Annotated in this window: 1 protein-coding gene (only partly in view); it reads right to left on the reverse strand. The window is 37.7% G+C overall.

Features of this window, described 5'->3' with window-relative positions; genetic code table 11:
• A protein-coding gene (locus ABFY81_RS04090) for a CARDB domain-containing protein (protein WP_347913113.1) crosses the window boundary here: on the reverse strand, window positions 1-24,498 show its 3' portion. Its footprint extends 9,432 nt past the window's final position; the window shows 24,498 of its 33,930 coding nt (coding positions 9,433-33,930); the start codon falls outside the window, past its right edge; its stop codon occupies window positions 1-3.

Raw genomic sequence — 24,498 nt, forward strand, 5'->3', positions numbered from 1 at the left:
TTAAAACAATTGTTTCCAGTTTTGTTGTGCAGTCTGCTCCAAAGCTTTTAACCATGCGTCAGATTGCTCTTCCTGACCAAGTATAATTAGATCTTCGTCTTCATCTTTTGGCAGAATATTTAAATCTAACTGGGTTGAAAGCAGTGGAATCTGACATGACCAATGCGCTTTAACCTGTAATGGAATAGATTCAACGTGGTTCACCCATGTAGAAACAAAACCATTTACCAATTGCCAAGGGCTTAAACATGCTTGTCCACCTAGCATTTTCACTACGACTGTTTTTAGAGTACTTGCACTTTGCTGGTTACTTTGCTCAATTGATGTGGCCTTAATCTGAATAGTCATATCCTGATTACGATCACTTGCAAAGTGGATTTGACTCCAGTCCCATAGTGTTATATCAACTAGTTGTTGAGTTGAACTTACAGTAACGTAATGTGTTCCATCAGTGAGCACCGTACCTTGGTTAAAACCACTAAGCTCTAGCTTAAGTTGCTCTGAACCATCTTGGTCATTACTACGTGCAGCAATTATTGGTAAATAACTGGTTTGCCCAATCATTGCATAGACCAAATTTTCAGTTGAGGTGTAAGTTTCAACTAAGCGAATATTGCTTACAAAAGCAGTTCGACCAAATGTATTACCCTCTAGCTGTAAACGAATTGTACGATTACAACCATTCCCCTCAAAAGACATATGTTGCTCTTGCCAATTTAATGCATTTTGACCGCTAGGAGCATCAAATACCGCAATCTGCTGACCATCAACATAAACTCCGACACGTCCCATATTTGCTGCTTGACCCAACAGACCAGCTAAATCAAAACTTAAGCTATAAGTTGTACCAGCGACTGTATTTACTTGACGTTCTATTGCAGTTTGCTGATATAGCGTATCTTTACCATCATTTAAACGAATCCAGACATTTGAGTTTAAACCTTGTAAAGGAATGTTTTGACCAGAAGTATTTTTGAGTTGGTCACCAGAGTGCCACACTTCAAAGGCATCTAATTTAAACAATTGTTCTTTGTGGGTTGTCCAACCATCCAAGTTCCAACCATAAACAACGGTCGGATTCTTATTTAGGATTGAGTTATACACCCCACGCCATTCTGTATGGAAAACTTCTCGACTCGTTAGAGCATGCTGCGATTGATGAGTTTCCAAACTTGGCGCATCTGCAACTGCTTCTACAAATACAGTAAGTTCCTGAGTAGATGTAGCAATACTTGAATTTGATTGTTCAATACTACTTGCAATGACTTGTAACTTTAACTCTCCACTAAAATCTTTTGGTGGTGTCAATTTTAAGGTATCGAGATTCCAATTGGTAATATCTACTACCGTATGCAGTTCGGTTACTATGAACTCATTTACACCATCATTAAGTTTACTACCTAATGGTAAGCCTACTAACGCAAGTTTCAGTTGCTCTGAACCATCGTTATCTGTCAACTTGGCATGAATACTCGATAGCGCAATTGGTTGATCTTCTTTACCATGGTTTAAAAGCTTAGATTTAGATAAAACAATATTATCAATCATTGCTCCTCGACCACTTGCATGAGTGAACGGAGCCTCAATGATAATTTGAAGATTTTGTATCTGCCCAGTTCCAGTAAAGCTAAACTGAATATTTTGCCAGTTCAGTTGATCATTTGGACTCGTATTGGCATAGCTTGCAATACGCTTGCCATCTACATAAATACCAATTTGAGTAAAGCTTTGGCTGAAACCTAAACGTCCTGCATAATCAAAAGTCAGCGTATATTTTTGTCCAAATACAGTTTGTACTTCACGCTCAATCCCTAAAGTTTGTGCGACAAATGCATCAGCGTCATTGAGTTCTAACCAATTTTGTCCAGCTACCGTCTTATTCGCATATACAGTAATCATCTGATCAGTTGCATTTTGCATTTGATCGCCATTACTCCATATCTCAAACCCATCACGTCCTGTTTGTGAACGATTAGGCGTTTTAATTAAGCGCCAGCCATCCAAATAACGACGTTCTAAAAGTGTAGAGGTTTTATCTTTATTTGGAGCAGCTTCCCAAGTGGTGCGGAACAATTCCTCTTGGTCTGTTTGAGGCTCACCAACAACTAATTCTGGTTTATCGGCAATAGCTTCAATATCAATAGTCATTACAGTGTTTTGACTTTGTGTTTTTCCATCTAATGCGACATACACAAATTGAGCATAGTGCTGTTTTTTGTTACCCAAACCTTGTGTGAGAAAACCTTGACTACCCGAAGCATTCAGCTCTGGTATAAATCTCAATTTTCCTGACTCTATTTCAGACTGCGTAAATACATCATTAACTTGAACTGCAACCCATTGACCTTCTGAAGTTAAATGCTGTAATTGACCATTGGCTGGCAACTCAGTAATTTTAATAGTTAATAAATCACCATCGACATCACTTACCAAGAAATCATTCCAGTGTAGTAGCAGAGCTTGATCTTCTGAACCATAAATAGTTTTCGGAACTGCTACTGGTGCATCATTTACTGCATTTACTGTAATAGACACATTCACTACTTGCGAGTTTAATTTTCCATCAGTCACAAAGTAACTAAAGCTATCGGAACCAAAGTAATTTGCATCTGGCACATATTGGTAATGGCCATTTGCTAACTGCTCTAAACGACCATGCTGTGGTAACGAGCTGAATTGGGGAGTCAGTTGATCGCCCTCTGCATCATAAGCATTTGCTAATGGGTCGAAAGCTAAAGTTCGATCTTCATCAGTACTTATAATCTGTTCATGTAACACAGGGGCTGTATTTGATGCCAATACATGAATAGTAAAAGTATAAGGTTGTGAAGATTCTGTACCATCCGTTAACACAACGCTAAACACATCATCTCCAACAAATGCTTTATCAACCAAATAAACATAATGCCCTGTTACTGCATCATAATTGATCACGCCATTTTGTGGCTGCTGGGCAATTTGTACAGTAATCGGGTTGTTCTCAGCATCTTGAACATAAGCATCAAAATCTAATACCAATGACTCACCTGCCACAATTTCCCATTGTGGTTGGGTAGTAAATACCGGAGCATCATTTACTGTATTAATCTCTAATTGCACTGTAGCAACTTTAGATTGTTGACCATCAACAGTCGTAAAGTAGTAGCTAAACTGGTCTTGACCAAAATAATTCGCGTGCGGTACGTAACTGAACTCACCACTGGCTAGTAATACTAATTCACCATGTTGTGGTGCTGTTACTAAAACGACATTTTCAATTGATTTCCCAATCAATAAGTCATTACTTAATACATTGCCTGTAATAGTTGTATCTTCATCAAACTGGTAGTGATCATTCACTGCTAATGGTTCAGCGACTAAGCGGATATTGTTGAGTGTGACAGAACTATCTGCTGAACCAAAACCAAGTAAGTCGAAAGATAATAAAACATCTCTACCTGCCAGCGCTTGGTCTAAGTTAATAAAGAAAGTTTGGCTACCATCGCTATTGATTACTCTCTCAATTCCTTGTGCCAAATAGTTTTGACCATTTGCCTGTAAGTTAAACAGTGCATCGGTATTGTTCAGGTCACTCACCTTAAACAATGCTTCACCAGTATGAGCATCTAACAATGCCACCTCAAAAGCATCATCAGGACTATTGTTATAGTCTGTTAAATGCTGTTCTTTTACAGTGAACGTTAAGACCTTATCTTGTGTACCAAGTTTAAAGGCTTGTGAAAGATTGGTGTGTTGTTGCTGAGTTTCATTTAAAACAATATCTTCTTGATTTTGTTTTATTTCTCCAAAAGCTGTCCAGCCTGATAATCCAGTATTGGTATTTTGGAACATCTGCTGAATCTGTAAATTTTGACTATTCCATAAAGGTGCTGTTTTAGGGTTAATACTCAAAGCACCCACTACAAAATAATGAGTTGGTTCATTATCTTCTTGTTGAGTATTTGATGGTTTTTGCGCTTGCCAACCTTGTAAGTTTTGCTGGGTTGGTAATAAACGTATACCTTGTTGAATAAACCCACCCATTAAATCTTGACTAATAAATGTATCAGTTAAACCAATTGTATGACCCAACTCGTGAATAAGTACCGTAAGTAAATCAATTTGAGTCGATATCTGACTGTTTGAAGCCACTCCATAACTTTGGGTGGAATTCATTGTAAACTCAGTATGTTCAAATGGAGATTCATCTATAAACCAACCATAACCTGCAGCATTTGGTGATAAAACAATGTGATTACCGTTTTCTACATAAGCAATTGTTCCATTAATATTAATATCTTGAATAGATAGACTAACCTGATCAAATAATGCGGCATCTACACCTAAATTAATCCAATATTGCTGAGCTGACTCTAATAAATGCTCTATTGACACACGGTTAAGCTGATACTGTTGTTCCACTACACTTGAAAGAAGTATCTGCATAGCCTGATCTTGATTTTTAGCTCGCTTCACTGTCCCATCTGCAAATTGAGTGTAGTTACTACTATTTACAATATAATATTTATCATATGGAGTCGCTTTTTTAATGTTTTGCTCAGCCGTATCAGAAGAAGTGGTTTTTTCATAAAAACGTAAATACAATTCTAGACTTTGGTTTACACCAACAGAACCACTATTTTTTTGGATATTACCTTGTTTTTTAAGATAATAGCCTCCATCATCTCCCTCAACAAGGATATTAATACCACTATCTTCTTCAATGGTTTTTAATTCTTGAATTAAATCTTGATTAAAAATCCGAATAACGATTTCTTCATTTTCATCGTCCTGTTTTAAAATATCTCGATAAAGATATTTTTGATTTGGTTGATAACCAATTGAATTTTTGATTTCTTCATACAGATTATCTAAGAGTTGGGCATTTAAACTATTTATTCCATCTTTGACGGCATCTTTCATATATTGCTGTAATGAAGACTTTGCTTCGACAATTTGCAGAGCCATATTTTTAGCATCAAAGTAAAGTCCATCAAAATAGCCACGAACTGATTGTTCATACGCGCCTGTTTTCGAATCTATAAACTTATATACTTTTGGTACATAAATATCTTTACCGTCTGCATCTTTTGACTTGACATATAGCTGATAATTAACCTGTCCAAAATACTCACCATTTGAAAGATTATGCGTTTCTTGTATATGCTTTTGTACAGCTTCCTCATGTAGGCTGCCCATCCATTTAGATTCACCATAAGGAGAGGTTTCATCATTTAAATAGCGATGTAATGTTGTGCCATCATCAAACTCCACAGCTAACTGTTCTGCCAACAATTCATCGCTAGCACGCTTTGCAGTCTCATGCTCGTCATAACGTTCGTCTGTCAACAATAGTTTTAATGCAGCAGCATTTGACTTCAACTTACTGGCTTTCATATATAATTGACTTATTTCAGTAAGCTCGTGCTGAATTACAGAAGCAAATAAATTTTTATCTCTTAAAGCCTTAAGATTTAAGTCAATTTCAATTGTATCTCTCCACATTGCATCAAATACAACTTCGTTATTTTCAGATCTCACATTAATTGTGAAACCAGCCATAATTTTATTTTTATTTTCTAAAGCACTCGTATCATAAGTGTAGTTGTACTGATATTTTTCCCCCTTTAAATCTTTCTTAGTAATGTAATGATCAAATAAGTAACTTAAATTTCTGGTATTGATCTGAATCGTTTTCCACAGCACTTTAGATGATGTAACAACATTACTCTCTACCACTAAACCTTCATTTTCGCTACCTGTTGGGCTCATAGGTAAATATAGTTCTATGGCAACTTGAGCAAAACCTTTACTATCACTAGTTTTCTGTCCAGTTGTTGATAATGTTACAACTTTCGCTTCAACGAGATTACTCCAACCTGCAAATAAAATTTTGCGGTCGATTAAATCTTCTAAATACTCCTTCAATAAACTTGCTTGCGTTGTAGAATCATATTTAATGCCATCGCTGTTCTCTATCAGACCTTTAAATACATTGTAGGTCTCGTCAGTTAGAATGGAAGTACCACCAACAAAATATGAATCCGTATTTTTACGCTTTTGCTCTTTTTTCTCCGAACCACTTGAAGTACCTGAACTAGGGTTAGTCACACCACTTGATTGAGAAATTATTGAAGATACAGATGCAATAGCTGCTGTAGTCGCTGCAACTTGTTTAATCGTCTTCGCATTCTTTGCAATCGCATCTCTAATAGCAGTAGCAACACTCTTTTGTATTTTTACAATCTGATTTTGCTCTTTAATGATACTTGAAACATTTTTACTTGCTACAGATGCAGCTGTTGCAGCTAAATTTTTAGATCGCTGTAGACTCTGCTTAAGGAGTTGAGGACTAACCTCTTTTGCGATTTGAGCAGCAGTACGGAATGAACTTCTGACCACATTAGTCGCCACCACAGTTTCTGCTTTAGAAGCCATATATATAGTATTTGGCGGAGCACCTTTAGTTAAACTTAAGATCACAACCAAAGCCTGTCCAGCTCCTTTTAATGACATCGCATTATCAGTGAGCTGGATTTCTACATCTTCACCGTTTAATAAACCATTTAAAGATTCTAAATTAATTGAGTCATTTAATGCTTCAATTGAAATTGTTGGATTTGGAAAAACAATATTTAATTGATCTAACATCCATTTCATATCTTTATTTAATAGATGCTCCCCTAAAATTGAAAGTCTGAGCGTAACTTCAATCTCTTGAATTGACATATTAATGAGCTGGCTAAATACACCAAATAACTCGGTATCAGCTGTAGTTAAAGCAAATTCAGCACTTTTAGCATCAGCAAATGTTGATAAGAATAGCTGCTTAGCAATATCTACTTTTTCTAATTCTGGAGTCGCTGAACCATACAAGTTCTTTACAAGCTCAGCTTGAACCATAGATGAAATATATAGATTTTTTGCATATTCTCTAACTAGAGAATTTCCTACTGAACCCATAGATTTAATGTCAAGACCACTATAATCAGGTTTTTCTGAAGAAGGTGTAGGTGCATCTGGTTGATCTTCCTTATCTGATTCAGAATGTAGATAACTATCTAAATCAAATATAGAACTATGCTCATGTGAATAACTTTGAATAGTTTTCACGGAGTTATAGAAAACATTAGTTCCTGTTAAATCATCAAATCGAGAAGGTAACGCCGCATCAATTGGCTTTTGAGTATCCACCTTACCAGCTTTAATAAACCTATCAGCAGAATCTAATAAGTCTTGAACATTCCAGACAAAAACACTTCTAAACATCCGTGAATAATAGCTATCATCAGGGCCTCCCATTTCATCCATCCAGACACTAGCTTGTAATAAACCATTATCAGTAATAGTCAATGTCTCTATAGATGCACCAATAATAGGTATTGTTGAACCAATAAACATTGGTTCACCATAATACCCAAATGGGTCTTGGATAATCCCTATTTTCCCACCTATTCTTTTGTTTACACCCCACATACCATACTCTGATACTGAAGTATCATTAAACCAAAAATTATAATCAGCAACCAAAGCATACATCATATTGTTATAATTGACTAAAACGACATCAGAGGAGTTTTGAATTTCCTGTCTATTTGTTCTAGCTCTTGGATTATAGTCTCTTTGAGTATAGGTTGGCTTTAGTCTAATTTTTTTATGCACAGAAGATTGCGTGAGATTACCTTGGTTATCCAAACCAACTTTAATGGTGCTTACCCCTTGATTTACATCTCGCAAACTCGTCATTATAAACTCACCTGCATATAACCCTTCGGCAATACGCATTGGACGCTGACCTATATTACCTAGGTCAATGGCATTAATAATATCTACCCCATTATTGTCAGTAAATTCACCTTGATAATTTATTTTATTTAAATCAATAACATAAATATCACCAACAGGGTCTTTTGTCCAATAAACTGCTCCGCCTATCCCACCTAGAACACCACGATTTGAAACTGATGCAATTACAGCCAAGTAACGTCCATGACTAATTGCCATATCTCCAAAGCCAGTTACAGCAGCAGTCGAAATATCTAAACTTTGTTGTACTTTTAGAAACTCTGTTGATAACTCATCAACATTAATACGAATCAGTGGTGACGGTCCATAACTACTGACATACAACCAACCATCATTGTATAGAAGTGCAGAGATGTATTCGCCTGAACTATTAACAGTGATAGAATCTACGATTTTATAAGAAATCATATCTAACACATAAATTGTGTTTCTCCCCGCAATAAATGCTAAGGTTCCTTGTTCATTGTATGTAATTGGATCAGTTTTATTTGATGGCAAATATAAGAACAATCCATTGCCTTTTTCATCAGCATTAACAATACGCTTAACTCCAAAATCTGAAGTTTGCTTACCTTGCTCTGTAATAATAATTTCTTTATTACTCAATGCTATTGAAACTTTTGGTGCTTGAACTTTTAAACTTACAAAATCTGAGTATTCAGAATAATCACTCGCTATTCGAATACCATTATCTGTGTAAGTATATAATTTCTTCTCGAGGTAAATGTTATGTAAACCTAGAGCAATACCATCATCTATTACAATTGAATACGTATTTCCACTTTTCCAATTAGCTTTATAAGACTTCCATATGAGCCCATGTTCTGCTTTATCGCGTGGATGGTCAAGTTGATCACCTTGTGGAACCAACCATATATTTAGATCAAATGCATTAGATACATTTTGTACATCAACAGTTAACTCATTTGTATTTGCATTAAATGAATATCCAGAAATACTTGGTTCCTCTACATTATTATTTTTTGGAACTTCAATTTTATTAATGGTTATTCCACCATCATCTTTATTTACTGGCACTTCTTTACTATAGCTACCTGCAAGCGTATAAGTCACGACAGAGAAACTATCATAAAGTGTGAAAGCAGAGTCTATCGCTAAACCTACCAAACCACCACGACCAACGCTCATCACAGCATTAGCTGCCATACTATATATAAAGGAATAATCAGTAGATGACTGAACAATTGTCATTGCTCCAGTCTTTTTATCCACATTTTTTATCCGTGTTGTAATAACCACTGTTCCTGAAACTGACACGCCTCCAAATGGCGGACTTGCTGTTCTTGCCATCCCTTTCGCATCAACAAATCCATTATCCAGTAACCACCATGTTTCACGTTCAACGCCATTGGCATCAGTAAATATACCTTTCCTCCAAAACAACACCTCTGTTCCTTCATTCAGCTGTTCTGTACTTCCTGTTTGAGGATCAATATAAGAATCACCAACTTTGATTCCGAGTTGTAATGGTTTAGTTGCAGTTTCACCAGATAAATCAATTGTGAAAGCACCTAAACCAGCTAAATATTCTTTGGCTGGCAATGGAATACCAACGCTATCTAAAGCAACTTTTTCGATTGATACGGCTGTACCATCAGGTAAGGAGCCTGAGGCAACCATAAGAATATTCCCCGAAGAATCAGATGTAATTCCTCCCTCTTTATTCGATACTTTAATTGTACCCAAGAGTTCTTGCTGAACATTAAGTACAATTTCTGTCTGCATATTTTGATAAATAATCGTGATTTTTGCTTTGCCAAGTACTTTAGGAATCACTAAACCGTCTGCTGTAATATCTGCAATATTACTATCACTAATATAGTATTTAATCCCTGTAGTTGCTTGAGAAATATAATTACCATCAGCATCATGAACTTTGAGCTGTCTTGTAGCAGAAAGAGGTAAATTTACTGCTCTTGGATAAACATCTACTTCAAAACCATCTTGGTCAGCATAAGGAGTATAAATACTGTGATCAACAGAGATGACATTCACCCCCTCAATACCTCTAGCAGACACATGGACTGTGGCAATACCCGACTTTTTCGTTGTGATATTACCTTTGGCATCTACCGTAAGCACATCTGGGTTATCGCTCACAAACTGTAAATAATCAGCAGTTAAGGTAACGCCCTCTTCATCTGCAAAATCACCTCTTACATGCAAGCCAGCACTATTGCCCAAAGCGACAGCAGCTAACCGCTCAATATGAATTAAGACAAGTTTTGCATCGCTGATATATATTTTCAGTTCAATTGGCTGTCCTTTGCTATATCCATCATCAGCTTGCAAAGTTACCGTTGCGTAACCTGAGAAACCTACTTCAGGTTTAAAACTTAAATTTTTACCATTATATGAGAGCTGAGCAACACCATGAGTACTGCTTAAGATATTCCAATAAACTGCATCACCTTCGCGATCAACTGCGATCTGGTCTAATTGACCAGTTACAGATAAATCACGATGTGTTTTTAACGCTTGCGTCCCTTGCGGTACAACGTTGACAGGTGCCTTATTTGATTTCCAACCATAGTTTGCATACAAAATTTGTAGATCAGCATGATTAATAAGACCATCACCATTTAGATCAAACTGATTTTGTCCTTCTTGAGCTTGTTGCAACAAAGTACTATCTAAACCATCGACATTACCATCATGGTTAAGATCCCCAACAATAGACAGTCGGACGGCGACTGCACCAACTCCACTTATAGCTAATTGCTTAAAGCCTGCTGACGTAATACGTACTAAGGTAACTGTATGCTCACCATGTCGTTGTTGTGACACAATAGTTGCATCAGCAACATTAATATTTTGAACATTACCTTGAGTTTCAACTGCAACTAAAACAGCTCCTGTTGCACCCATCGCTTTAATGGTTGATGCCAGTTCTGATTCACGAATAGCAAAATCAAAATATTGAGTTTGATTATTCAAATCACCTTGCCATTGTGGTGCAGAATGATTTTGATTCAACCAATCAACACTTGCACCTAAATAAGCTATCGCTTTTTCTAGACGGACTTCTCCTGTTGAAGTGTAACTATAGCGTTGAACTACTTCTCCCGTGATTAGATTACGTACTAACTCAAGTTGGTTGGTACTATTGTATTTATACAACAAGCTGATTGGTTCACCTTGACTACCTTGACCAAGAATCTGGCTAATACGGCCTTGGCTATCACGTTTAAACTCAATACTTTGAGAGGTTTTTCCATCTACCAACACAATATTATTTTGACTAACAAGCCATTGCTCGCCTGTATTAAAGTGGATCGAAAGCACTTTGCCTGCTTGGTCTAGTAAATAACGTGTACCATCTGGTGCAGTTAGATTGAAATAACTCGGAACCCAAGCCAGACCTGTACTTTCGTTATATAAACTCTGACCTTGTTGAATCAAGTTATCGATATGAAGATCGGCCGAGCTATGTGCAGTCAAACTCCAACCTTGCGCATTACTAAACTGTGGTGTGAATTGATGAATACCCGTATTTTCGCTAGTCACATCTTGCGTCTGCAAATTCAGCGTAAAGTTCAAATATTGAGTTTGTATTGCAGTTAAACCTTGTGGGATTTGCAACCAGACTTTTGCTCCAGTTTGCCAAGCAGCAACAGTACCAACACTGTTATTTAAACGTTGGTTATGAGTCAGTTGGGTATCAAATAATCCAGTTGTCCAGTTGGCGAAATCACCATGGCTATCTGTCGTAATTGAGCGAACCAGATCAATTGTTTGTGAACCAATTTGTAAGCTAGCATCTACATGTGTTGCTTGATTCAGTTGTTTTGTGACGCTATTGATCTCAATATTGGCATATAGTTCTTCAACTCGACCAACTAAATCCCAAGCAGTTAAGCGTAATTGATATGCCCCATTTACAAACAATGCTGGATCAATTGTAAAAATATCTAGCGTTTGATTGCTATAACTTGCTTTCAACGACACATCTTGCAATGTATGCCATTCCAATAGTCCTATCGTATTACGGGCAATTTCTAATTTATAGCCCATAAGCTGCTGTTCTTTAATTGATGCAGTCAGGTCAGTGATGTTTTGTACCACAATAGGTGCGGTCGTAATTGCTGCACCTTTAAGTTGTCCTTGCCATGCTAAAACAGGTGCCGAATTATCTTGTGGATCTTTAACACGAATGGTCTGAACTTGTTGCTGACTAAAACCATCAATATCTATAGCAGTTGCACGAATTTCTATAAGTCCTGGCTGTTGCCCAGTCAGTTTAATTCGCCCAGTAGAATCCAAGCTTACTACTTGCCATTGATCAGTTCCTAACGCACTGCCTCGAACTTCAACCATAGTATTAGCAATAGTACTAAAGCTATCTGCTCGTACCGTCGCTGTTACAATTTGTCCTGCAACCACTGGAATTGCCGGGGTAGTTTCAATATGTAAAGTAGGTTCATAAGCATTAGGGTCTGCAACTACATTAAAGGTAATTGCTTGACGAACCGTATCATAGCCATCTGAAACTTTAACATAGGCTACAAACTTACCAATTTGTCCTGCATTTGGTGTCCATGATAAGCGTCCTGTAACAGCATCATAGCTTGTACCTTGTGGCAATTGGTCAAAGCTTACAATCAAACCTTGTGTCTGCGCTTGCCCATCAATATCAGATACATAGATATTTCTATTATTGTTTAAGCTATTTTGAGCCGACTTCACAACGTCAAGTTGGAACTGTTGGCCTACCACTAAAGTACGGTTACTACTTTGAATTTTCGGTGCCTTATTCACATCAAGAACACGAACCTGTACAGTTTTGAGAACAGATGTTTGTCCATCAGTTACCATAAAGGTCAAGTCAAAGGCCTTTTGATCACCAAATTGGTTATCGACAATATTATTCGCTGGTGTCCACTCGACGTAGCCTGTCGTTGCATCAACATAGATATCTGCTGGCGTATTAGCATCATGTACTAATTGGTAACGTAGCGCATCATTATCACCATCTTGTGCCAATAAATTAAATGAAAGGGTTTCACCTTCATAAACTAGTTGTAATGGCAGACTTGTAAATACAGGTTGTTGATTAACATTTGCAACCTGTATCTGGACATTGCGATTAAGTTTGGCACTACCATCGGTTACAGTTACGGTAAAGTTGTAGTTACCTAACTGACTACTTCCCAAACTGCTTTGTGCAGCAAACATAGATGGCAACCACTTCAATACAAGCTGGCTTTGTCCATTACCTAATGCTTGAGTGGTGATATTGACACCTTTTGGTAAAGCACTAAATGACCAATAGAGTTGATCTAGGTCAGCGTCCTTAACCGTCATAGTCCATGTAAGCGGCTGTCCTTCTTGTGCCTGAAGAATAATTTGGTCCGCTTGTTGTACAACACTTCCACCTTGTTGTACCTGCACATCAAGTAATTCTGGCGTAAGATTAGTTGCCCGTACTACTATGCGAATATCTTGTGCCACTACATTTGGTATAGCGACAAAACCTTCTGGAACTGGATAACCTAAATCTTTTGGCGGTAAGCCCTGATCTGATACCTGAACACTTAAATCGTATTGACCTACTTGATTTGCCGTTGGAGTCCAGACAATTTCTGCATAACCATATTTAGCATTTTGAACAAGTTGTGCACCCGCAGGTAAACCCTGCACAATATAATTTAACGTGTCCTGATCTAAATCCGAAACAGTAATTGGTACACGTATTTGTTGCCCAACTACGGCGACGTTTCGTGTAGGCACACTGAGGTTAGGTGCTTCACTATAGCTTCTAACTGTAACGACAAAACTCTTACGCTCTACCTGTACTTGATTAATATCGCCATCACCATTATCTCTTGCTGTCACGGTAATCGTGTAATCACCTCGGTGACCCGCTTGCGGTGCAAAACGGATTACTCCCTTAACATTACTACCCGACTGGCTTTGAATATATGTCGCAAAACTTGGTAAGCCTTCAATTTGCAATTCAATCGGATTACCATCTTTATCTGCTGCTGTAATTGGAATTTCAATCACAGCCCCTTTATCAACAATCACACTTTGAACATCACCAATTTCAGGTGTACGGTTCGCATTAAGTACGTTAATCGTAAAAGTGCGTTCTGTAGAAAGTGGTTGACCAGTACCGTTACCATCATCAGTTGCAATCACTTTAATCTTGTAAATGCCTGATTGTTGGTAATTTGGATTCCACTCAATTTCTAGTGTTTCAGGGTCAAATGTTGCTCCTTCCGGTAAACCTGTTACCTCATAACTTACTGAAGCAGGAACATCAGACATTTGAACTGCTTTGCTTTGCGGATGCGATTTAAACGCAGGCTCAAATCCTGGATTATCTGGATCAAAAGCAAATATATTTAAACGAACACTTGCACCTTCGAGCACAGTCCATGTTGAACTAGATTCAAATTGAGGCGCAGCATTAACATTGTCGACCACCAAAGATAATGTTTGCGTTGCAACTGTGCGAACAGGAATACCGCCATTAGTTGGGGTATATGTTGCCACTAAGCGAATTGGAATATCATAACTACCCGCTTGCGCATAACCTGGAGTCCATTCCAACCAACCGGTATCTTTATTTAAGACAGCACCATTCGGTAACCACTCAGCGCTATAGTTCAGTTTAATATCCTGACCAACATACTGCATTAGTCCATGTGGTAAGCTTCCTGCTAACTGCAAACTAAAACGCTCACCTTCACGCAATTGCTGTGCTGCCACTGGCAATAACACAGGTTTTTCATACCCTTGTTTTACGGTAATATTAAACTGATAACGGCTTTCGTGTTTTCCATCAGATACAACTAACTCAATATTTTCATATTTACCGGCCTGATCATAAGCAGGTGTCCAAGTCAACATACCTGTAGTCACATCAAACTCAGCCCCAGCAGGTAAATTACGTACCACCATACTGATACGATCACCATCTTCATCTGCAGCCAATAGCTGTTGACTGAGACTTTGTCCTTCAGTTAAGTCAATATCTCGTATGGTAGTAATAACTGGCACATGATTCGCACCATCAACTTGAATTTTAAGTCGCTTAAGTGCAAAACCTCCGCGGCTATCAACGACTTTGACTAGAATTTCGCTATCTACGCGATCTTGAGCCGTTGGTGTCCAATGCAACTGTGCATGTGATTGATAGCCTTGATCAGAAGCTTGCCCTGTAGTCACAGCATCGATACTGACACCTTTCGGTGCTTCTACGATACTCCAGTAGAACTGTTTACCATCCTGATCAGTGGCTGTTAAATCTAAATTCCAGCTCTCATTTACTTTGGCCTTGAGTTTAGTTTCATCATAACTAATTACAGGTGGCTGATTGTCATAAGGAAGTGCATAAACTTGGTGTGTAAGATCAAATTTTAATAAGCGAGCTGCATCGTTAGATAATGCTAAATCTTCAGCTTTAACTACGGATACAGTAATACCTGTGAGTTTCTCTCCAACTTTTAGAGATCCACCATGAGCCTGTAAATAGCTGCTGACGTCGAGTAACCATAATTCATTTTGGATACCTTGCCCTTGCGTTGCTGAGACAATACCGCCATTAAAATAGTGCCCTGGATCGAGTAATAACAGCAATGGACCTTGAATATTATCCTGACCGATATTGGTGATTTTTACATCATAACTTACTGTATCATTTAAACGATCTGCACGAGTTTTATCAAACTCAATACTAACGAAAGCACTGTAATCGGTCACAGTAGTGAAAGCTGCGGTGTACACTCCCTCTAGGCGAGTTTGTTTTGCACTTTGCACATTGGATGACACTTCAAGACGCCATTGTCCAGCTGCAATATTTGGCAAAGTTAAAATGACACTATTGGTTGCGTTATCCCATTGCACAGACTCAGGAGACAAGACTTGATTAACATTTTTGCCTATACCAACAAATCGGTAATTTGTTGGATTTAAAACACTCGCAATATCTGTACTATCATTCCCATTATTTCCTAACCACATTGATTGATCAAAAGTAATAGTTGCATTAGCGAGTGGTAATGGAATATACGCCCCATCCTGTATTGAACTTGCAATGATGGTTGGTGCTTTGAGTAAGGCAATTTCATCAATGCGATTGGTTTGAGCAACTAAAATACGCTGGTCATGAGTAATCAGGATTGATTCACCACGAGAACCACCTTGAGCCAATTGAACCGCTTGACGTTTTGCCAAGCTAATCATCCAAACAGCGGCGTTATCCAGTTTTGACAACGACTTACTGCTATTGCTTAATTGTTGGCTATTATTTGCAGAAGCAAATAATAAACCTTCAAATGCAGTGCCCTTTTGGCCAAAGACTAAACTATCAATTAAGCCATTTAACGTGTATTCAACTTCAGCACGGCCTTTCGTTTTCCCTGTTAATGGCAAACTAATAATATCGGTTTTACCTAAATGAGAAAGAACATTAGCACTCGTCCAACGTACAGCCCATAAACGCCCATCCGGTGCGAAACTTAGATCTGAGACTAATGCATTAGAGAAGTGTGTCCATTGCTGTCCTTTTGGTGCGTTAGAGTCAAAAATCTCAATACCATTTCCAGACGAAACATAAATACGATCAGTTTCAGGTTCAATTGTCAAAGCATGTGTTAAAGGTTCATTAGAAGGACCTTTAATACGCTCAATAATCTGACCGGTTGAATAATCCAACAACCACAACTCTTGACCCGTTAATACCCATAGTTGGCCCTTAGAATCTAAGGCCATATCCATAATCGGCTGTTCAAAAGTATAGAGAGGTTTTTGTTGGGTTCCTCCATGCTCCCCATAAATAAACAGCTGATTACGATATTGCCCAGCACTGACTAAAATACGATGGTCAGGCAACTCAACCATTGCTAGTGCGCCTACTTCACCTTGGCTAGCATTAAAACCGCTAGCAAACGCATTTAAAGTAAATGGAGATAAAACTGTATTTAAATCGGTGTTTTGATTTTTATCCGTTTGACCCACTAGACCCTTTTGAGCTTCTGCAAAAATAGTGTTATTTAAATAACTACGATCTTGCGTTGCTTGAGGGATTTGAGCAGTTTGTTGCAATGCCTCATTACTACCAATTTGAGTTAGTAGTTGTTGGCGTGAACCATCATCTGGAATTACTGCATTAGATACTTTAGCAATTTCCTGATTACCCGCCACATCTGTAGCAACTGCTAAAAATTCGTATTGGGTACCTGTTTGTCCTACAAATAGTAGCTCACCATTGGTTTGTGTCAGTTGCTTCTGCCAAATCTTAAAGTCTTTGCCATTTTCTGCAACATACAATGTGACATGTTTAATGCCGCTTACATCATCTTGTGCAGACCATTTGACTTTGTAATGTACTTGATTTTCAACAGCACTTTGCTCAGATACAACCTGTACTGTAGTAACAGGACGTTGATTATCTAAAATATACGTTAAACTTTGGCTATCTACAGGTGGTGTATTATTTAAATATATACGCGCTTGCGTGATAATTTCTTCACTAGATTTTGCTGTCCCTGCTACTTGAATGGTATAACCAACAAAACCTTTGTTATTTTCACTTAATTTCAATAAACGATGTAAATTTTGCGTTGAGACTTCACCTGTAGTTGGATCAATCGCTTGAATCAACCATGTCACGATATGGCTTTCTGTATCAATACCTGCACTGACTCGTAAAATAAAGCCCAAGCTACCTGTAAAATCAAAGTCGCTGCTAAAACTACTACGATTTTCTGGCACATGAATATTAATATCACCAATTTTCATATCCGTTAAATTTAGGCTAGATAGATCTAGCTGCTCATCAATTGCTGTAACTAAACGGATTTCATGAAGTGACTGCTCGGTTGTATTTTGGAAATTCAGTTTGAATGGTAATGCTGTCTCACTTGGGACATAGCTCTTACCATCAGTATGTGGCATGACTGATGGGCCTTGTACATGTACCACATCAGTATTTACAGCAGCCATTTGCTGAAGATATTGACTCAAAGCAAGCGCCTGTGCACCTATTGGGCGAAACTCGCCATCCAATAAGCCTAAATGACGTAAGTACTCTAATTGAGCCTTGTCTCCAGCGAAAACATTAAAGTTGATAAAATGCGTATTGCTCACATTATTTAAAATAAGATCTTCTTCAGTAATATTTTTTGGTACAGGACTCGTGGCTGAATTACCTAAATCATCTTGACGCAGTTCATAATAATCAATCTGAGCCTTTAACGCATTTGGATCACCAGCCCATTTAGAAGTATCACCATACCATTTTTGCATTTGCTCAAAGAAAGATAATACGCTTGCTTTCGTTTGGTAACTTTCACCAGCTTTCGATAGTAAAATGCCAGTTGCTAAATTTGCAGTAAGACTAAGGACTTGAATACTTTCTTTAATAGCAGGCGCCTGATTTTCAGGTCGTAATAATCCTGCATCTTCTAAAGCAGCTAACCAACCCTGTGTCCATTGAGTTTCATCCGCTGCTAATGCTTTCAAATTTGTACTAGCAGACTTATCTTGTAAAATCGCATCACGCATTTTTAATGCATGTTTGATTTGATCTTGAATAAATTCATTACGGGTAATCGGTGTTGCCGCTGCAGCAATATTAAAACGAAAGTCTAATGCGAGCATTTCTGTCTCAGTCAGACGGTTTTCTGTATCTAAGAATCGTTCTGCAAGCCCGCGTCGAATTTTATTTAGATCTAAAACTCCTCCATCTAATAGACCTTGTGATCTCCACTCTGGATGTATGATATAGAGTTGCTCACGTAACCCTTCAAAATCCATTTTTAGCCATTCTGCCAAACCTGGATAAGTTTTAATATTAAAGGTAAATCCAGTATTGCCAGCAGCATTAATATCAAAAGCATAGCCAGGTGCTAAGTTAATTCCAGCAGTATTTAATGTTCCATCTAGGCTTGCCCAAGGAATTTGATTAATTTTACTCTTATCTGTTGGAGTAACACCGTATTGCTGGGTATTTGCCTGATCACCAACGACTATACCTGACGGCTGCCCCCCTACATTTGAACCAAAAATTAAGAAAGGTAAATTTAGCCCTTCAATCAGTGATTCGTTATAACCCATCTCCACAGCACCAATATCCAGACGGACATAGGGTGTATCAACATTGGTTAAACTTTGAAGAGAAACACTGTAAATACCTGTTTCACCTGGGGCGATTTGGCTTAACCCACCTAAACCAATAGTGACATCTGGTTCAATCGCACGTTCAACTAAGTAGTGATATGGCTCAACAACTCGGTCACCATTTGGATTAGTAACTATAATGTCATATAAGCCATGTGGTACTTGGCGTAAATCAAATATTGCACGGATATGTGTAGCATCTAAAACTTGCCAACGCTCTGGTTCGACTTCATAAACACCAGGACGGCTGAGCTTGACTAAGGCGCCAGCAGCAAATCGAGCACCATAAATATCCATGGTTACCCAACGATAGTCATCTGTACCTGTACCACCCTGATCTGGCGTCACTTTAGTAATAGAGAGTGGCAAAGTTTCCGCAAGGATTGTTGCCGCAGTGCCTTTAGGAGAGTTGCTCGCTTTTACAAGAATATAATAAGTACCCGCCTGTGTGGTTGGAACCATCAACTCCTGATCAGGAGAGTTAGGTACGGTATAAGCGTAATCATATTGCCCTGCACTAGGTACGGCTTCGTAACGGATATACAACTCCGTAGAACCTTTCAAAGCACTAGAGTCTAGACGAACACGAAGTGTTTCTCCTTGTCCAACCTGAAGTTTGTAAAGATACTGATCACCACTACTTAATTCCAAGTCAGTGCTAGTATTCAACAGTAAGTTAGGAACTGTTACGTTAAAAGTAGTGGCTGAAGCGGTTTCATTATTCGCTTCAGCAGGAGCAATATTTAAACCCGTTTCGCTATAAACAATATCGCCTTCATATACTTCGTTATAAATATCTGGGCGAACAACAATATACCATTGCCCATCCTGAATCATTGGTAAAAGTGCATCAACAAATCCGGTATATTGTTGATGAGCATCTAAACCACCTTGACGCGTAAATCGTCCCAACAAAACATCCTGGTTATCCCAGCTATTATTTCTAGACAGATATACCGCATCTGACCACTGACCATGTGCTTGGTAATCAGCTACATTTTTTACAGTGTATTCAATACGAACTTTTTCACCTGTTTTTACTTGCTTAGGCAATAAAACATCAGTGACCTGTAAATCGACTGGATCAGGTTGAATGATTAATAATGGTTGTTCAGACGTAAGCGTATTATTTAAATCATTTTCAAACTCTAAAACTTTACCTGTTGCTCCACCTCGATAATAAGCGGGGTCTGTTACCACAAATACATAGTATGTTCCTTTTAATTCTGTAGGAATTTTTGCTTGAATAGAGGCTGAATATTCAGCATTTGCAGCTAATCCACCACTATGATCAACGAAACCTAAAAGTTTATCTTTACTTAAATCTAGCACTCGGTCGGTAGATAAATAAATGAGATCAGTCCAAGTACCTTGATCTGAAGGTGTTCGTCCTCCAAAATTTTTGACTTTATAAGTAATATTAACCTTTTGCCCCGAAATGACACTGGTTGGGCTAGTAACGTCTACAACTTGTAAATCAGGTGGACTAACATAATTAATTGTTAAAGCAATTGATTTTTCATTATTCGCTTCGTCTTTAAACTCTAAAACAGCACCTTGATCATAATTAGATAACTTCTCAAGTGTATGTAGTGATTTTCGAATACTTGAAGATGCAGAATATCCAAAAACATAGTTAGTATCTGCTTTAACAATAATATTAAAATCCCCACCGATTGCCGATGGTATGGTAAAAGTAGCCGTTTGAGTATAACTCTCACCAATTTTTAGAACATCTACTTTGCCTTCTGCATTTCGAATAAGTGTTTGCTTAACTTTCAGGCCAACTTCAAATTCATTACCACGATCAACTACTGGATAATCTGACTTATCAATAGTTTTATCATTTGATAGATAGATACCATCCAACCAAGAGGATACACGTGTATCACGACTGCCTTCATTTTTAACTGTCCAGCTAACCGTAACAATATCACCAGCATTTGGGTTCGGATTAGAAATCTGAATATCTTTAATAACCAGATCGGGCTCACGATAAACAATATTTAATGAAGCTCCAGACACATTGTTCTGTGTAATATTCTTCTCAAACACGGTTTCTTGATAAAGCCCTGAAGCAATTTCGTTATAAGTACCTTCTAAAACATCCCTGTTAAAATAAGGTTGATCTAAATCTAATTTAGCATCACTTAATACAAAAATATAATATTGCCCATCGTAGCCGACCGGTACCTTAAATTGGCCAGTTGCGGTATAACGCTCTCCAGTCTTCAAACCTTGTGCATTAGAATGCTGCACAGTACCTATTAACTTTGAATACTCCCTCGTATATTCCGGATATGCACTGATAACAATATAATCATTCCATGATCTTGTACCAGCCCAAACATCTGCACCCTTATTTTCTACAGTCCAAGTAACATTAACAGCTTCACCTGAAAATACTTGTTGATCGACTACAATCTGAGTAACAGCCAAATCTGAAGCAGATGCCGTCACCTGTGAAGCAACAGCAAATGTATTATTCTGTTTGTTTTTTTCTATTTTTGATTTGCCATTAGAGTCTTTTAAATCAGTTACATTAGTTTTTACAACCAAGTGAAGACCTGTCACCGATGGCGCTAATAATGGAATCGTCTGCTCAACAGTGTAAGTTTCGTTATAACCTAATTTTCTCTTTTGAGAAAACTCACCTAACTTCCATTTTATTGTAGCTTTAGATAAATCAGCTTGGTCTGCTAACCAAACTTCATCCGTCCACGAGCCATCAAACTCATCTCCAAGATTCTTAACCGTATAACTAAATTGATAGCTTCCTCCAGCAACTGCCTCTCGAGGTGCCTGAATATCAATTACAGAGAGATCTGGAGGTGCAAAACCTAAAATATCAATAGCTCTGGCTTTAAAATTATTATTATCTACCTGAGTTGGATCATCCAGATTTATATTTGTCGCAAGCGTATCTTCTAAAATTGCATCATAAGTATCGCTCCACACAGTAATGTAGTACTTACCTGAATATGTTCCCTCAGGTATGGTTACAGTGATTTGCCCTAGATAATCTTCACCGACCTCAAGATGACCAGTATGGCGAATATCACCTAACTTAATGTCACCTTTTGATGGATTCGGTTGACGTTTATCTACAGTTAACCAAACACTATCTACCCAACTATTAATATTACTTTGATCGCCTTGAGTTTTTGCCGATCCCTTATTTGTTACCTTGTAGTCAACTGTAATTTTACTACCATGACTTGCTTGATCTGGTGCAACTACATCACTTGTCACCAAATCAGCAAAAGGTATAGGTTCAATATAAAGTTTTTCTACTCGAATATTATTGTTTTCATTTGGATATTCATCTAAAACATTACCAGAGTCGGCGACCACAATAATGTAAACATCACCTCTATAACGTAAAGGTACAGTAAACTCATCAGTGGTAGTTGTATAACTCTGCGTAGGTGCTAAAGCTGCTCCACTGCTATAACGACCTACTAAAATATCATCTGAACTGAGATTTCCATCAAGCGATAAGTATACTGAGTCACTCCATTGAGTATTCGTCACTAAAGGACCCATATTACTTACTGTAAATTTTACACTTGCTTTACCACCAGCAATCACTTTATCTGGTGCTTCAATCGATGTAACTCGTAAATCTGGTTTTGGATTTAGGTTTATTTGTAAAATATCATCTGAAATTAAGCTATTATTTTGACGGGCGGTAGCATACTCATAAATTTGACTAGCTGAATTTTTACCTAGCTCAGCATTAGTGATAACTTCTAAACGCCACGCTCCCTCCATACGAGAAGGCAGGCGAACCTTTTCAGTACGGCTATAAGTCTTACCTGACTCTAAACCTTGAGTATAAGTATAATTACCTAAAGAAATTGCTGATTTACTACCATCGAGAGAAATCAGGCGAAGACTATCCGTCCAACTACCATTTGCATTCTTTGGACCTTGGTTATTAACAGTCCATGTAAACTCAACTTCTGAACTTTCAGTTGCTGTATCTGGTAAAGTAATATTTGTTACAACAAGGTCAGGATATTCAGCAAGTTGTATAGGAACAGCTAAACCGGTTTTTTGGTTATTATCATTATAAATAAACTCAAATACACTATGACCAACATTCGTACCGACATTTAAGTAATAATTTCCAGACAGACCATCAGGGAGAGTAATAGTAAGCGAGTGTTCATAACTATCACTCGCTGCCAAATAACCTAGATGTTGAACTGAACCAAGATCCCATAATTGTCCTTTTCCATCTGCCTGACTGCTTAACCATACATGGTCAAACCATACATCTTTGTCTGTAATACCAATGCCGTTATTACTTACTGACCATCGAACAGTTGTAGATGAACCACTGATCAACTTTTCTGTATTATCAATTGATAGTGAAGTTAATTGTAAATCAGCATAAGCTCTTGGCATTACATCAACAAGATGATCGAATTCCACTGTATTATTCGATTCGAGATCATTTTCCCAAACTTGCTTTAAGCTATCTGTTTGAACAAAAACATGACCATGTCTAGTAAAATTAGGACCAAATCGATACTGAATAGACGAGGTGTAGCTATTGTTCTTTTCTAAAGCTCCATCATGTACAACTTTGCCTAAAACAATATCATCTGAGTTACCGATAATATCGTCAGTAGAATAAATAACGGTATCTGTCCATGTCGTGTTTAATCCAGTGCCTGTTCCAATGTTAGACACGGTCCACTCAACACTTAAAGAAGCAGGATCACCAATAACTTGGGTTGGAGCCTTAATATTGCTTACGATCAAGTCTGCATATTCTGCTTTAGCAATCTCTAGACTTTGCTGATACTGATTATTTTGTTCAGCATTGTATTCAAAGTTTTTATTGTCAGCATCAGTAACAATAAGTAAACGCCAACGTCCAGATAAACTTTCAGGAATTTTATAATTTAAAATAGACGAAATAGATTGTTGACTCTCTATTGCTGAGTGAACTACTTCACCAATTTTAATATCTTTATAATCAATTACATCATCAAGTGATAAATAAACGATATCTTTAACCTGAGCCGCTTTTGTAGTTCCCTGATTATAAGTTGTCCATGAAATATCAATATTTTGTCCACCTTGTAAAACTCCTGTTGTTTTTACATTACCAACAACAAGATCAGGACTCACAATTTCAATGTTCTGTGTACCTTGATGGCTTACTAAATCTAGCTCACGAACATAATTATTAACATCAGAAATAACTTCTAAACGCCAAGCTCCTAAACTAAGCGCAGGTACATTTATCATTATTTGCTGTTTAATACTTCCTCCTTTTTGAATGCTGCGGTTAAAAGAAGGTGTTGCTAATACATAAGTTTGGGTAGGGTTTGCGATATTTACTAAACGGAGATGATCATATACAAAACCTGTAAAGTCAGCTGTACCCATGTTAATTAAGGTATAGGTCAATTGAACCTGATTTCCAGACTGCCATTGTGTCTCGACTGAAATATCAGATACTTGAATATCTGGAAGTTTTTCCGCTTCTAGAGTAATTGCAGTTTTCGCAATATTATTTTCTGTATGCTCAGGTTCATAAGTTGAACC

The sequence above is a fragment of the Acinetobacter sp. WA-87 genome, assembly GCF_039938935.1.
GTDB classification, from domain to species: Bacteria; Pseudomonadota; Gammaproteobacteria; order Pseudomonadales; family Moraxellaceae; genus Acinetobacter; species Acinetobacter seifertii.